Origin of the sequence: Natrarchaeobius chitinivorans (genome assembly GCF_003841505.1) — an archaeon.
Lineage (GTDB): Archaea > Halobacteriota > Halobacteria > Halobacteriales > Natrialbaceae > Natrarchaeobius > Natrarchaeobius chitinivorans.
Map to the genome: position 1 here is coordinate 53,919 of NZ_REGA01000015.1, position 14,544 is coordinate 68,462.

Here is a 14,544-nt window from a genome sequence, read left to right on the forward strand (position 1 = left end):
TCTATCATTCCCGCTGATAGATTCGGAGTCGCGCGTCTCGTACCGCGAACTCGGTGCTGAGAGTTGGGGGAATCGTCTCCGCCTTGCCGATCACGAGATATCCGTTCGGGCGAAGCGACCGGGAGATGACCTCGAGCATCGGCTTTTTGTACTCGTTGTCGATGTAGATGAACAGGTTACGACAGACGACCAGGTCGAACCCGGATTTGGGGCCGTCGTTGATGAGGTCGTGGCGCTCGAACGTCACGTCGCGTTTCGCCTCGGGCCGGATTCGATACGTCCGGTCGTCGACGTCGACGTACCGGTCGTACTCGTCGAGAAAGTCCAGTTGCTCGCGGATGTCGACCGTCCGCGACTCGGTGTAGACGCCGGATCGCGCCGTTTCGAGGGCCGGCTCGCTGATGTCGGTGCCGAGAATGCGAAGCGAGGACGCATCGATCTGCGGATCGTCTCGAACGAGCATCGACAGTGAGTAGGGTTCGCGCCCGTCCGCACACGCCGCACTCCAGATCCGAATTTCGTCGTTCTCCCGGGAAAGCGTCCGGAGAACCGATCGAATCCCGGACCAGACGTCCGGATTTCTGAAAAATCCGGTTACGTTGATGCTCATCGCCTGGAGGAGCGCTTCCTGTTCGTCGGCCTCCGTTCGAAGCAACTCGAAGTACTCCTCGTAGCTCTCACACCCCGTTCGACGCATTCGAGAAGAGACGCGGCGATCGAGATAGCTGTCGTTGTAGTGGCTCGTCGCGAACGCCAGTTCGTCCTCGACGAACTCGAGGAGAGCCACCAGAGCGTCCTCGATCACAACTCCGTCACTCCGTTTTCGTCCTCGTCTGAGGTCTTTACGAGGAGCGTTCCGGTCCCGGGAGTGAACTCGACGGTCCGACCGTGTGTCCCGCCGACGTCCTCTGCAACCAGCGGAACGCCGAGTTTCTCGAGTTCCTCTCTGGCCGCATCGGCGTTTCGTTTGCCGACGCCGTCGCCGAAGCTATCGAATTCGAACATATCACTCCCGCCGGCGATTTTCGCCTCGACGGACGTGTAGCTCGCGCCGCGTTCGACCATGCGTCGAAGGAGCGCCCTGATCGCCGTATCCGCGTACTTCCCCGGTTTCCGATCGCTGTTTGTCGCCGTATCGCCGTCCGGCAACATCGCGTGTGCGAGTCCACCGATCTCCCCGTCGGGATCGTACAGTGCGATCGCGAGACAGGATCCCAGGCCGTAGGATTTGAGCGTGTCGTCGCCGTCGCTGACGGCCAGTTCGGAGATTCCGACCTGGACCGATGTCGGCGCGCCCGGTTCGCTTCCGTAGGTCTTCATGCGTTATCGACTTCCTGAAACGTTGCAGTCGTCGGCGTCTCCTCGATGCGGTCGACGTCGAGGTCGTTCAGTGCGCGTTCGAGATCCGATTCGTCGGCGATCGCGTACACTTCACAGTCGAACTCCCGGTCGTCGGCGACGACGTGCGTGTCGAATACGAACGCGAACTCCTGGTTCGTACCGAGTTTGACGATGACGGGGTCGACGGCAGCGCCACCGAAGTCGTGGACGAACTCCGGCGTCGAGTGATCGATCGCAGTATCCAGCACGTTCGCCCACCCGTCGAGAAAGCCACTCGCCATGATGTTCCCCAGTTCCTCGATCGCACTGGTTCCCATCTCACCGAACCCGTCTTCGTCGATCGAAGACGGAACCATCGCGTCGACGATTTCGCGTGCCGACTGCTCGTCGAACAGGAAGATAAGGTAGCCACTGGGGACGCCTTCGAACTCGAAGGCCACGCTGACCAGTTTCTCGTCGGGGACTTGCTCCGGGATCGTCTCGAGCGAGACGAAGTTCAATCGACGGATATCGACGCTGGTTTCGATGCCGGTGAGCGTCGTCGCCGTTTTGGCGACCTCCTCGGCACCGCGTTCGGCCATCCGATCGAAGCCGTCGAGTTTGTCGTACTCGATCCCGTCGCTCGTCCGGAGCCGATCGAGCAGCGTGGCCATCGACTCGCGTTTCGGAAAGAGGTAGTGGTTGAATCCGATTTCGGTATCGACCGCCTCGATCCGACTCTGAAAGAGCAAGGCGAGGTCGTCGCGTTCGGGTGCTTCGTCGACGTCTTCGAAAAACGGCTCTGCCGTCTTCCCGTCGACGAACTCGGGGGTCGAGACGTCGATAACGGTCTCGAGGACGTCCGCCCAGCCGTCGACGAATCCGCTGTTCATGATGTGACCGACTTCGGTCGTCGCACTTCGACTCATGCGATCGAACTCGTCGGCTTCGACCTCGAGATTCGAATCCGGATCCGCCTCTTCGAGGAGGGTTTCGACGATCTGGATCGCGTTCTCTCGCTCGAAGACGATCAGTGAGTGGCCCTCGATCGCGCCGGATAGTTCGACTCGGACGCCGACTTTCGACCTCGAGTCCTCGAAGTTTCGCCGGATCTCTCGGCCCCGCATGAAGTTGAGCTTCGTCACGCCGACCCGGGTTTCGACGCCGGTCATGTGTGTCAGTCGACCCGCAGCGAGCCCCGTCCCTTCTCGAGCCATTCGATAGAACGTTCCAAGCGCGTTAACGTCGAGTTTCATGCGGTTTGAACTTCGATCCCGTTGACCATTTCGACGAACTCCTCGAGGTCGGGGAACGCATAGATTTCCGCTTCGATCTGATAACTCGGCACTGTGAGATCTGAGTCGAAAAACAGCGCGAGATCGTCGCCCCCGAGACCGGCCGTTCGAGTGACGATGTCCCCGCCCGGCGCGTAAACGAGTTGTGGCGCAGCGATGTCGATCACTCGGCCGAGAACGTCGGCCCAGCCGTCGATGAACCCGCTGGCCATCATGTTCCCCATCTCTTCGACCGCGCTTCTGGCCATCTTTCCGGAGACGTCAGACATGTCGTCGACGACGTCGCTGAGCATGATCGCCGTGATCTTCTTCGCGCTCGCTTCCGGAAACAGGATGAGGATGTGTCCGTGGGGCGGATCGAGGAGACGAACCCGGACGCCGACGCGTTTTCCAGGATCGAGTTGCGTTTCGATGTCGTCGACGTCGACGAAGTTCGTTTTCGTCACCTCCATCTGGGCGTTTTCACCCGTTAGTTTGCTCATGTTGTCGGCGACGCCGTTCGTTCCGACTTTCGCCATTTCGTTGATGAAACTCAGCTTTCGGATGTCGACTTTCAACGTCATTGGATACTCCGTGTGTGTTCGTGTACGTTCATAGTGTTGTTACGTCGATGATGTTGACGACTTTCCCTCTCCCCCGAACCGTTGCACCGCTGAGGCCGGGAACGCCGCCCATGAACCCCTCGAACGGTTTGACCACGACTTCCTGCTGGCCGTGGACCTCATCGCAGTGTAAGACGACCGGGCGTACGCTATCGCGGATCCGGACGACGACGCCGTCACCGTTTGCACTCCGGCCCGGCGTCTCGAGCGTCTCGTCGAGATCGATCACCGGATACGTTTCGTCGCCGGTCGAAAACACCCGTTCGTCGTCGACCGTTTCGATCGCGGCCGCGGTTTCGACGTCCTGGACCGCCTCGGTCGGGACGCCGAACTCCTCGTCTCCGCTCTGGACGAACAGGACGTCGTCGATAGCGATGGAGACGGGGAGCGTCATGGTGACGGTCGTCCCGTCACCAGGCTGGCTGTCGATCGAAACGGTGCCATCCATCTCCTCAATCGTCCGTTTGACGACGTCCATGCCGACGCCCCGTCCGCTGACGTCGGTCACTTCCGTGGCCGTCGAGAGCCCGGAGTGGAAGATGAGGTGGGCCGTCTCCTCGTCGGAGAGTTCGTCGGCTTCCGCCGCCGAGAGGACGCCGGCGTCGACGGCCTCAGACCGGAGACGATCCGGGTCCAGTCCACTTCCGTCGTCCGAGACGGTGATCGTCACCTGGTCGCGCGTTCGGCTCGCGGTGACCTCGATCTGGCCCTCCCGAGGCTTCCCGGCTGCGTCCCGTTCGTCCGGCTTTTCGATCCCGTGATCGACAGCGTTGCGGACCAGGTGTACCAGCGGGTCACGTATCCGGTCGAGAACGCTTCTGTCGAGTTCGACGTCTTCGCCCCGAATCTCGAAGGAAACGTCTTTGTCCTGTTCGCGGGCGATGTCGCGGACGATCCGGGGAAGGCGATTGACGACGGTCTCGAGCGGGACGAGCCGGACGTTCATCACGGTTTCCTGAAGTTCGGTCGTCAGCCCCTCGAGGTCGTCGAGTTCGGCTTCGATCGCTCCGAGATCGCGGTCGGATTCCACCTCGTGACGGAGCCGAACGCGACTCGTGACCAGCCCCTCGACGAGCGTCATCAGTTCGTCGACCTGATCGGTATCGACGCGGACGGACTGGATCCCATCGTCTTTCTGACTGGTTTCCGGTCGATCGGACGGCTCCGGAACCGTAATATCCGGAATATCGAGCGACGGTTCGTCGACGATCCTGGGGACGTCCTCGTCGGCCGCGCTCGGTTCGTCGGTCGCGCGATCGCTCGAGGCCGTTTCCGAGTCGCTCGAACCGAACCCGTCGATGCCGACGCCGAATTCCGTATCGTCGACGTCCTCGAACGCGTCGTCGCCGAACGTCTCCTCGAACGAGTCGTCGGCGTCGTCAACCAGGTCGAGCGGATCGACCGAGTCGTTGGCGTCCTCGAGCGCGCTATCGGAACGGTCGCTCGAGTCGGCGGCATCCTCGCCCGAACGGTCGGATTCCACCGAAGCCTCGACACCGTCGGAGTCGTCGAAGCCGATATCGTCGCTGCCGAACTCGTCGTCGAATTCGGCGGAATCGGCCCCGCCGAAGCCCACGTCTTCGGATTCGTCGAATCCGTTCGAAGCGTCGTCGAATCCACTGCGTTCGCCGGCCACATCCTCGAAGCCGCCGGCTCCGGAGTCGTCGAACTCGTCGAAACCGCCCGAATCAGTCTGGCCGAATCCGTCGTCTTCGAAGCCGTCGACGGGGGAAACGGTCGACTCCTCCGATTCGTCGAACGATACGTCCGGCTCTGCAGAGTTCGCCTCGAGGGTGTCTGGCGGTTCGACGTCTTCGAACGCTCCATCGGCCGTTTCCTCTTCGAACGCTCCGTCACCTGTTTCCTCTTCGAACGCTCCGTCACCTGTTTCCTCTTCGACCGCCTCATCTTCGGTTGACCCGTCTTCGGTTTCGTCCAGTAATTCGTCGGGGTCCTCCGACGTGTCCGCCTCGTCGATCTCGGCGGTATCCGGTTCGGTGAGGTCGTCTGTCTCCTCCGTTTCCAGTTCCGGATCGGGATCATCCGCCGTCGCTTCGGCCGCTTCCGGAGCGTCGTCGCTCTTCGGACTCCCGTCGTCGACGTCTGCCGGTTCGTGGCCGTGATCGTCCTCGAGACCCGTGCTCTCGACCGTATCCTCGGCTTCGACCACCGTATCGGCGGTATCGACATCCGGGCTCCCGAGAACGTCTTCGGCTTCGACCGCCGGTTTGGCGTCCGATACTTCGTCGGCTCCGTCGTCCGGATCGACGAGAACGTCCTCGAGGTCGTCGTCACGCTCGTGGGCGTCGACTCCGTCGGTCTCGTCTTCGAACTCGTCCCCGAGGAGTTCGTCCATGCTGACTTCTTCCTCGTCGCCGAACTCGTCGAACTCGAGTTCCGCGAGTTCGTCCTGAAGTTCGTCGAATCCGACCGTATCAACCTCCGCTTTCAGTTCCGCGAACACTTCCTCGGCGTCCTCGACTTGCTCGTCGTCGTCACTCGAGCCAGCGTCGGACGGGGTCGAGGCGTCTGGCTCGTCCGAAGACTCCGATCCCGACTCGATGGGATCTTCGGATCGGCTCTCCTGCTCGTCGAGCGAGCCCTCGGCCTGTTCGAACAGATCGTCGAACGAGCCGGCCTCTCCCATCTCGTCGAAAACGCCGAGATCGTCGTCCGCCTCGACTTCCTTTACTTTCTCGTCCAGGTCGTCGAACTCGTCGAACTCGTCGAGGAGTTCGTCGACTCCGAGCTCCATGGCCTCGTCCGAGGAAATGTCGGCTCCGTCGACGTCCGGCGTAAGCGTTCCCGTCTCGATCGGCTCTCGTTCACTCGACCCGGCTCGAGAGGCGGCCGCAAGCTCTTCGGTCACCTCGACGAGTTCGAAATCAGAAACTTCTTCGACGGGCTCGAGTCCCGATACGATCGCGGCTTCGCCCACGGCACAGCCGAAGACGGCATCGAACTGTCCGCCGTAGGCACCGTCTTCGATTCGCTCCCGGGAGGGGACGGTCCCGATCAGATCGAAGGCGTCGACGAGCGCATCGACGACAAGCGTTCCGTTGGTCGGGGCCTCGGAGTCGCCCTCCGCTATCGCGATGCGGGCGAGATAGGCGTCGTGATTGTCGTTCGCCGGCGGATCGAACCGCGACAGAATCGACGACCGTTCGTCCGCCGTCGGTGCCTCGATCGACGTGATCGCCGACCTCTCGAGGTAGTTCCTGAGCGTCCGGATCGTCGACGAGGGGTCCGTTCGGATTTCGCCTTCGCCGTCAACCTCGTCGATCATGGCCTCGAGTTCGTCGACCGCATCGAAGATCCCGTCCATCAGTTCGGGCGTGACGGAGATCCGCCCGCCACGGACCGCATCGAGGAGGTCCTCGATCGCGTGTGCGAGATCGCTCGCGGACTCGAATCCCGCCGCACCGCAGTTCCCCTTGAGGGTGTGTGCGATTCGGAAGATGTTCTCCATCGCCTCCTCGTCGTCAGGGGTTCGCTCGAGGCACAACAGCGCGTTGTTCAGCTGCGTGATCCGTTCTCGACTCTCCTGTACGAAATCGGTCCAGTACTCACTCATCCGTCTCACCCGTAACCGCGTCGATGATTTCGTCGGCGAGGTCGCCCGCAGGGACGACGTCGTCGACGCAACCGGTCTGAATCGCTTGCCGCGGGATTCCAAAGACCGGACTCGTCGCCTCGTCCTGGGCGATGGTGTGGCCACCGGCCTCCTTGATGGCCTCGATCCCCGCCGCACCGTCACGACCCATTCCCGTCAGGACGACACCACAGAGTGGGTCCTCAACCCGGCGAGCGGCGCTTTCCATCGTGACGTCGATCGCGGGTTTGACGCCGTGGACGGGGTCGCCGTCGTCGAGACGCACTCGAACGTTTCCGCCGACGTTGTTCGTGATTTCGAGGTGGGATCCGCCCGGGGCGACGATCGCCTCCCCGGCCCCGATACGGTCGCCGTCGGCCGCTTCGCGGACGGCGTATTCACTGATCGTATCGAGACGTTCGGCGAACCGTCCCGTGAATCCGGCCGGCATGTGCTGGACGACCAGAAGTTTCGCCCCGAGATTCGCCGGGAGTCGGTCGAACACGCGCTCGAGAATCTTCGGACCCCCGGTCGATGCGCCGATGACGATCGTCGAATCGGTTTCCGGTTGCGTCGTGATGTCGACAGAGTGTGTGGACGCCGCCGCCGGACCCGGTTGCGTCTCGACGGGGCTGGCGGTCGTCTCGGAGTTCCCTCCCGCCGTCTGCGTGGTCGAACCGGATGCGGTCGCCCGACCAGTCCGGATCGATCTTGCGGTCGATGCCGTGTGTGCGACCGCGAGCGAGGACACGTCAGCCTCCTCGAGCGCTTCGATCGTCTCGACGAGTTCGTCCGTCAGGTGGGCGATATTTCGCGCCCCCGATCCGTCTGGTTTCGAGAGGAAATCGACCGCTCCCCGCTCGAGCGCATCGAGCGTCGCTTCTGCTCCCCGTTTCGTGTACGCACTGAGCATAACGATCGGGGTCGGGTCCGATCGCATGATCCGATCGACGGCTTCGATACCGTCCATCTCCGGCATCTCGACGTCCATCGTCACGACGTCCGGGTCGAACGTCGATACCATCTCGAGCGCATCGACTCCGTTTTCGGCCGTTTCGACCTCGTATCCAGCAGTAGTGAGTGCGTTGTCGATAACCATTCGCATAAACCGGGAGTCGTCGACAACGAGTACTCGCGTCATGCCGCAGCGACGTCCGTGAGGGCCTTTCTAACGCTCGGTTCCTCGAACGGTTTCGTAACGTATCCATCGGCACCCGCCTTGACCGCCAGTTTCATCTTCTCTCGTTGTCCGACGCTCGTACACATTATCACCCGGGCGTTCGGATCGATCTTTTTGATCGCAGCGGTTGCTTTGATCCCGTTGCATTTCGGCATCACGATATCCATCATCACGATGTCGGGATCGTGTTCTTTGTACAGTTTGACGGCTTCCGCGCCGTTAGTTGCCTCTCCAATGATGCGGTAATCCTGCTCTAGAATTTGGCGCAGTAGATTCCGCATAAAATGAGAGTCGTCCACGATGAGAACCCCTGTCGACATTCACTAGTACACCGACTGTTAGTACAAAAAGAACTACTATAAATGCTGTCTCCCGGCTATCAATAGTGATAACGAACGGAGACCGACGGTGACAGCGGTCCTCTCGGCGACTCTCGCGGGAAGAAGGAAACCCGTCCGGACTCACTCGTCGCGGTGTTCGGGCGCCGTCTCCGAGATCAGATGACCGGAAGCCAACAGGAGTTTCTCGACGTCGACGAGCGGCGTCACCTCGAGGACGAGTTGGCGACTCCGATTCGCGTCGGCGCCATCGTTCGTCTGGATCTCCTCCAGAGGAGGCCGGTCACCCGATGCGGACGGCGGTGGTGACACCGCGTTATCGGCATCGACGGCTGGCATCGTTTTTTCGGCGTCGGCAGGCATCGCGTTCTCGGCGCCGGCGGCATCCGTACCGACGGCTGTGGACGCCGATGATCCGACTCTGTCACCGCGTCGTTCTCGTTCCTGTTCGACGAGTTTGTCGACGAGCGGGTGCTCGAGGGAATCGCTCGAGTATTCCCGGGATTCCACGTCATCAGGTCCCAGAACGTTACGTTCGGGAACGGCGTCGACGCTGAAGACGTCGTCGACCCGGGCTGCCGCCGACTGCTCGTCTGCGGGCGTATCGAAGACGAGCAACTGCTCGCGACCGTTCCGCGTTTCGGAGGTGGGGAAGTGTGCGGTGATGTCGAGGACCGCCGTGATCTCCCCGCGGAGATCGGTCATCCCCTCTATCGCTTCCGGCGTCCGTGGTACCCGCGTCAGATCGGACGGAACGTCCGTGATCGTCTTGACACTGTCGACGGGTACCGCGAGCCGATGTTCTCCGACCCCGAACGACACGAACCGGACGAGTTCTTCGTCTTCGGCCGTCTCCGTCGGGTCCCGCGTCTGTCGATCGTCCGCAGCACCGATGTCGATGCCGAGTAGCTTCTCGGGGAGATCCGGAGCCATCGTTCTTATTCGTCTATACGATTCCAGCGATAAAACGTTGACTCTCCGCCGGATACTATCGTAGCCACTGAACGTCACCCCACACTCGATCGCCAGACCGATCGGCGATCGGTGTGAATCGTCTCATACGGTTCACCGCAAATTCCGCTGAAACGCCGTCAGGATACCCGATCTGGCGAACGGCCCCATCAAAACACTTATTTCACACTCGAGTCGGGTAGATGACGATGACAGCGCCCTCCAGTCGAGACGGTTCCGACGCCGACGCGGACCGGGCGACGGTCCTCACGTTCTCTCTTGCCGAAACGCGGTACTGCGTCCGGGTTGACGCGGTCGCGTCGGCTCTCGGCGTCGGCGATACGAGTTCGATCGATGCGGCCGACGACCCGTGGAACGCGGGTGCGACGACCGTCGACGACGAGCGCATTCGCGTCGTCGATCTCCGACGCGTTTTCGAACCGACGGCTCGCCTCCCAGACCGGTCGGAGACGCCACAACTGCTCGTTCTCACCGAATCCGACGAACGCGGACGTCGGTACGGATGGCTCGTCGACGACGTCGATACCACGAGAACGATCCGAACGGCCGACATAGCGCCCGCCCGAACGAGCGCCAGGTTCGTCGAGGGGAAACTCGAGGTCGACGGCGACGACGTCACCTGGCTCGACGAGAGCGAGATGCACAACTACAGTAGCCACTGAACGTCATCCCACACCCGATCGCGGGACGGATCGGCGATCGGTGTGTACATCGTTTCAGTTGTTACTTTAGGAATTTACGCCGAAATCGAACCGTTCGAGTCGAACAAACTGGCGCTGATCACTTGAACCCCGGCGGCGGTCCGTCGTTGTCGTCGTCCTCGACGTCGACGTCGAGGCCGAGTTCCTTTCGCTGTTCCTCGAGGCGCTTGACCTGTCGGTAGTAGTACCCGATACCGACGCCGCCGATGGTGACGGCGATCACCACGAGCCCGCCGAACAGCGGGATGTCCTGAGCCCGGTAGAACCTGAGCGCAACCGTGCTATCCACCTGTTCCCATTGAATCCGTTCCTGATCGTCGACGACCTCTCGTTCGTACCCGCCCGGGTTGACGTCCCCGAACAGCAGGTTCGACGTTCGATACCCTTCCGGGATCGTCAGGTCGTACGATCCGTCCACGTACGCAGGAAGCTGGAACGTTCGAGCGCCGGTGGAGCCAGAAAACGCGATCGTTCCGTTCCCGTCGGGCACTCGGACCTCGGTACTCGAACGACTTTGGTCGACGTCGAGTTCCGAGCCGGTCAGTTCCGTCCCGTTCGGATACCAGTAGCGAACGCTGTGGATGTCGAGCGCTTGGTCCCGGAAGATGTTCGACCGGTACATCGACAGCTCTTCCGTTTCGTTCAGGTCGTAGACCGCACGGAACTCGCCGTTTCCGACCAGGCCGCCGCTTTCGATGTCGACGGCGACGTCCGCGTCTCGGTCCCGCAGATCGTCGTACTCCTCGTCCCGGTCGAGTTCCTCGTCCGAGATGCCGCCGAATATCATCGAACACCCGGCCAACCCGACGAGTAATCCGACCGCGACGACGGCGAGAACGAGACGCCTGTTCATACTAGGGGACGACACATCGGAGCTCTGCCGGGAGGTACTCGCCGACGCTCGCGAGCAGTCCCGGCGGATCGGTGTCGTCGGTACAGACGACGCTCTGTTCTAACAGGCCGAGACGTTCGACGGTGACGTAATCCTGGGCGTGTCCGGCGCGATTGAGCGTCGCCCGGACCTCCGCTCGCGTCGCGCTGTTGACGTTCAGTCTCCCGCTCCCCCGGGTCCACTCGAAGAGCCGGTCGCGTTCGGCGTCGGCGAGCCGGGACGGCTGGCCACCGTCGACGTCGTCGGATCCGCCGTAGACGAACCGCAACGGGACGTGCTGGACCAGACCGAATCGCTCCCGGACCTGAATCGCCGTCCCCGGGCCGAGCCCGAGTTCGTCGACCGGAATGCGTACCGCCTGCCCGGCGTCGAGGACGAACCCGTCCTCGTCCCAGGACTCGAGCGTGCCGACGTAGGTTTCGCCGGCCTCGAGATCCGGGACGATCTCGCCGAACTCCTCGCGGAGAACGTTGCGTGCGACAGTCGCGTCCTCGCCGTCGATCGTCACCGAAGGGAAGTCGTCGTGGCGCACCCCGAGTTCGAACTCGACGGCGAGTTCGCCGATCTCGTTGTCGACGAGCGACCGGAGCGAATCGAGCGACCGCTCGCGAGCGTCGCCGTCGACGTAGAGTTTGGTTGCGAGTACGACCATCAGGCGTCCGCGTCGATGTTGAGTTCGTCCTCGAGCGCGGCGAGGCGGTCGTCCATCGCGTTGACGAGCCTGTCGTTGTCCATCGATTCGAGCGGCGATCCACACTCCGGACACTCGAACCCGAAGTCCATCGCTTCGCCGAACTCGAAGCGGATCGAACAGATCTCACAGAGGTAGAACTCGTGATTTCGCTCGTACTCCTGTCGGTCCTCGAGGGCGTCGTGGAGGCGGTACATCTCCTCTTCTAGGTTCTCCGGGATGTTGTCGTACTCGAACGTCCAGAGGTAGGTGAGCCACCCCGAATCCTCGTCGCGCAGCCGTCGGTAGCTGGCGAGGTCGTTCTCGTACAGAATGAATAGCGCCCGGCGCACGTCGTTCAACTCGAGGTCCAGTTCCTCCGCGAGTTCCTCGTCGGTCACTTCCCCGTCCGGCGGCGCGGCCGCGACGGGCATCCCCTTGGGACCGACCAGCTCGTGTAGGTACTTCTGGATGACCGGATCCTCGAGCAGGTCCTCAAAAGCCATTACCTATCCGTAACGGCATGTAGCCATTAAGTCTTTTGAGGCGCTTCGACCATCCCCGCCGGTCGTCACGACGGATCGAACTGCGGTCGGCTGAGATGGATTACTGTACCTGGGTCCCGGCGCACCCACCGCCCGGGTCGCGGCTGGGCGGGCAATGACGTACAGCAATCCGTATGAATCACCCGTCTTCGGACTTCTCGACCCCCCACTCCAGCGAAAGCGTGATCTCTTCGCGATCACCGCCCAGCATCGGGGATCGTTCTTCGACTTCGATCCCGTACTCGACGATGGAGCTGGGCGAAAGCGTCAGCATCTTGTTTCCGACGCGAACCTCGGCCGTCCCACCGCTTCGAATCTCGCGGGCGAGCTCCTGGAGCAAGTCGGCTGCCTCGTCGCGCGAGACGTCCTCCTCGTAGTTCGTGGTTTCGCTCATGGGTCCAGTGCCAACGGACGAACAGAAATAGTTTGGCTGCGAGCAGGCAGGCCTCGAGGCGGTGGCTGATGCGGTTTACTGTACGCCACCGCCGGCGAACCCGCCGCCCTGGTCGCGGGTGCGCCGGTACACAGGGGCAGTACTCCGTATGAGACCGCGATCGGCGAGATTCGGCGGGGTCGATTCACTCACCGCCTTCGGGAACGCCGTCGCCCCGAACCGTCCGCCACGCGACGACGAGGAAGACGACGACGAGCGCCAGCGTGAGGCCGCTGACGAGGCCCATCGCGACTGCGGACGGCAAGGTGTGACCGGTCGCGAGCAACCAGACGACGTTGAGAATGACGAGGACGGCTCCGAACATGTACCACTCTATCGCCGTCCGCGGCAGCGACGCGATCGAACTCATACCCACAGTCCGTTCCGGAAGGGTGAAAAACTATGCCGATTCCGGTCCGTTATCGTCCGTTTCGCCGTCACCGCCCGTTTCGCCGTCACCGCCCGTTTCCTCGTTCTCATCCGTTTCGCCGTTGCCGTCCGCCGGTTCGACTCGCTTTCCCGTCTCCATCGGGATCACGCGGCGGTCGGCCCCGACCCACTCGCGCTCGAGTTCCCGGCCCTCGAACAGCCGGTCGAGGAAGACGGCGAGTCCGGCGACCTCCGAGTGAGGCTGGTTCGTCACGCCTACGTTCCAGTCAGCCGCCTCGTAGACGTCGAAGGCGACCTTCTCGGAGCCGACCACGAGCAACAGCGGCTCGCCCTCGTCCCGATGGGCGGACCGGATGTCGCCTTCGACGTCCTGGATTCGCTCGCCGTACATCGTCAGGTGGACGACCCGCCCGTCCCACCCGCGGATGACCGCGTTCGGCGAGTCCGTCAGTTCGACCTCGAAGGGGCCGCCGAAGCGGTCGGTGATGTCGGCGACCGTCTCGAGGGACTGACCGGCGTTGTCCGGAAAGAGGACCCGGTCCGCACCGAGGGCGCGGGCCGTCAACCCGACGTGGGTCGTCATCCGCTCGTCCCGGCCGGGGCGGTGACCGAGTCGGAGGACGGCAACCTCCTGATCGTCGTGCATGAAAGAACCCACTCGTGGTCAGGGTTAGGGGGTTTCGCTTTCGCCCCGACAGCCTTTTTCGCTCACCCCCGAATCACACAGTCGATGATCGTTCGTGCTCGAACGGGGTGTGGCGGATCGTGACGACTCCACGCGACTGGCTCGAGCAGGCTCGTGCCCAGAAGTGGGGGATGTTCGTCGATCTCGTGTTCGCGGTCGGCTGGGTGACGATGGTCCACCTCCTCTTTCGGGTACTCGACGGTCCGGAGTGGGCCTACTACACGTTCATGCTCGCGGGCGTCGTCGCCTACTTCGGCTTCGTCTCGAGTCTCGAGTCCGCGACTGCCGGTCGCGAGCGCTCGGAGAAGTGAGACGGACTGCTATCAGTACCGTCGCGACTGCGACCCGTCATACGGTTTGCTATGACTGATTGCCGGTCGATCGCCCACCGTTCTGCGATCGACCGGTAAAGACCCATAGCAGACCGTATCAGGGTCCCATCGGAATCGATTGACACCGGTTCGTATCAGTCCTCGTCGCGGACGTCGACGACCAGTACCGGAACGTCCGTCGTCCGGAGGGTTCGTTCGGCGACGCTTCCGAGTAACACGCGACGGACGCCACCGCGGCCGGCCGATCCCATGACGATCAGATCGACGCCGTGATCGTCGGCGTATTCGGCGATCCGCTTGTGCGGGTTGCCCGCGACGATCGATTCCGTGACCGGGACGTTGCGGTCGCTCGCCCGTTCGCTCACCCGAGCAACGGCGTCTTTGGCCCGCTGCTCGAGCTCGGGCAGATCGCCGAGGTCGCCCTGTCTGAATCTGTCGATCTGTTCCGTTCCGACGGCGACGTCCATGGCGCTCAAGTCGACGACGTACAGCGCGTGAACGTCGGCGCCGTAGGTCGCCGCGAGGTCGATCGCGTGGTCGATCGCGTTCTCTGCAACGTTGCTTCCGTCCGTTGGAACGAGGATCGTATCGTACATG

At 62.5% G+C, this 14,544-nt stretch carries 17 protein-coding genes; 2 read left to right on the forward strand and 15 right to left on the reverse strand.

Features of this window, described 5'->3' with window-relative positions; genetic code table 11:
* Positions 1-4 precede the first annotated feature (4 nt).
* The 8 genes from EA473_RS15660 to EA473_RS15695 form a co-directional block, all read right to left on the reverse strand.
* Positions 5-805 (reverse strand): CheR family methyltransferase, encoded by an 801-nt coding sequence (locus EA473_RS15660; protein WP_124196595.1) that lies wholly within the window; start codon positions 803-805, stop codon positions 5-7.
* Positions 802-1,320 (reverse strand): chemotaxis protein CheD, encoded by a 519-nt coding sequence (locus EA473_RS15665; protein ID WP_124196596.1) that lies wholly within the window; start codon positions 1,318-1,320, stop codon positions 802-804. The genes EA473_RS15660 and EA473_RS15665 overlap by 4 nt, the downstream gene beginning before the upstream one ends.
* A complete protein-coding gene (locus tag EA473_RS15670; RefSeq protein ID WP_124196597.1) occupies positions 1,317-2,576 on the reverse strand; it encodes a chemotaxis protein CheC in 1,260 nt (419 codons plus the stop codon). The genes EA473_RS15665 and EA473_RS15670 overlap by 4 nt, the downstream gene beginning before the upstream one ends.
* The gene (locus EA473_RS15675; RefSeq protein WP_124196598.1) at positions 2,573-3,178 is read right to left on the reverse strand and encodes a chemotaxis protein CheC; all 606 of its coding nucleotides are present in this window, start codon (positions 3,176-3,178) and stop codon (positions 2,573-2,575) included. The genes EA473_RS15670 and EA473_RS15675 overlap by 4 nt, the downstream gene beginning before the upstream one ends.
* Positions 3,179-3,206: 28 nt before the next feature.
* Positions 3,207-6,791: a chemotaxis protein CheA gene (locus tag EA473_RS15680; RefSeq protein ID WP_124196599.1), complete on the reverse strand. Its 3,585-nt coding sequence runs from the start codon at positions 6,789-6,791 to the stop codon at positions 3,207-3,209.
* A complete protein-coding gene (locus EA473_RS15685) occupies positions 6,784-7,950 on the reverse strand; it encodes a protein-glutamate methylesterase/protein-glutamine glutaminase (protein ID WP_124196600.1) in 1,167 nt (388 codons plus the stop codon). Before EA473_RS15685 ends, EA473_RS15680 begins: the two co-directional genes overlap by 8 nt.
* Complete coding sequence (gene cheY / locus EA473_RS15690; RefSeq protein ID WP_124196601.1) at positions 7,947-8,309, reverse strand: chemotaxis protein CheY; 363 nt, start codon at positions 8,307-8,309, stop codon at positions 7,947-7,949. The genes EA473_RS15685 and cheY overlap by 4 nt, the downstream gene beginning before the upstream one ends.
* 141 nt (positions 8,310-8,450) lie before the next feature.
* Positions 8,451-9,260 (reverse strand): chemotaxis protein CheW, encoded by an 810-nt coding sequence (locus EA473_RS15695; protein WP_124196602.1) that lies wholly within the window; start codon positions 9,258-9,260, stop codon positions 8,451-8,453.
* Between the two features lie 227 nt (positions 9,261-9,487).
* Between EA473_RS15695 and EA473_RS15700 the strand changes: the two genes are divergently transcribed.
* The gene (locus tag EA473_RS15700; protein ID WP_124196603.1) at positions 9,488-9,961 is read left to right on the forward strand and encodes a chemotaxis protein CheW; all 474 of its coding nucleotides are present in this window, start codon (positions 9,488-9,490) and stop codon (positions 9,959-9,961) included.
* 118 nt (positions 9,962-10,079) lie between these two features.
* Here the strand turns inward: EA473_RS15700 and EA473_RS15705 are convergent, their stop codons facing one another.
* The 6 genes from EA473_RS15705 to EA473_RS15730 all read right to left on the reverse strand — a co-directional run bounded on the left by EA473_RS15705 (position 10,080) and on the right by EA473_RS15730 (position 13,576).
* Positions 10,080-10,853, reverse strand: coding sequence for a DUF5803 family protein (locus EA473_RS15705; protein ID WP_124196604.1), 774 nt, complete (start codon positions 10,851-10,853; stop codon positions 10,080-10,082).
* Position 10,854: 1 nt separating this feature from the next.
* A complete protein-coding gene (locus tag EA473_RS15710; RefSeq protein ID WP_124196605.1) occupies positions 10,855-11,544 on the reverse strand; it encodes a DUF2110 family protein in 690 nt (229 codons plus the stop codon).
* On the reverse strand, positions 11,544-12,068 hold the full coding sequence (tfe, locus tag EA473_RS15715; protein WP_124196606.1) for a transcription factor E: 525 nt from the start codon (positions 12,066-12,068) through the stop codon (positions 11,544-11,546). Before tfe ends, EA473_RS15710 begins: the two co-directional genes overlap by 1 nt.
* Positions 12,069-12,246: 178 nt before the next feature.
* Positions 12,247-12,501 carry an amphi-Trp domain-containing protein gene (locus EA473_RS15720; RefSeq protein ID WP_124196607.1) on the reverse strand — a complete coding sequence of 85 codons (255 nt, stop codon included), beginning with the start codon at positions 12,499-12,501 and terminating at the stop codon, positions 12,247-12,249.
* A gap of 184 nt (positions 12,502-12,685) precedes the next feature.
* A complete protein-coding gene (locus EA473_RS15725; protein WP_124196608.1) occupies positions 12,686-12,910 on the reverse strand; it encodes a hypothetical protein in 225 nt (74 codons plus the stop codon).
* A gap of 30 nt (positions 12,911-12,940) precedes the next feature.
* Positions 12,941-13,576, reverse strand: a complete 636-nt coding sequence (locus tag EA473_RS15730) for a tRNA (cytidine(56)-2'-O)-methyltransferase (protein WP_124196609.1) — start codon at positions 13,574-13,576, stop codon at positions 12,941-12,943.
* Positions 13,577-13,746: 170 nt separating this feature from the next.
* Between EA473_RS15730 and EA473_RS15735 the strand changes: the two genes are divergently transcribed.
* Positions 13,747-13,926, forward strand: coding sequence for a hypothetical protein (locus tag EA473_RS15735; RefSeq protein WP_394341313.1), 180 nt, complete (start codon positions 13,747-13,749; stop codon positions 13,924-13,926).
* A gap of 155 nt (positions 13,927-14,081) precedes the next feature.
* Here the strand turns inward: EA473_RS15735 and EA473_RS15740 are convergent, their stop codons facing one another.
* The gene (locus tag EA473_RS15740; protein ID WP_124196611.1) at positions 14,082-14,543 is read right to left on the reverse strand and encodes a universal stress protein; all 462 of its coding nucleotides are present in this window, start codon (positions 14,541-14,543) and stop codon (positions 14,082-14,084) included.
* Position 14,544: the final 1 nt, after the last annotated feature.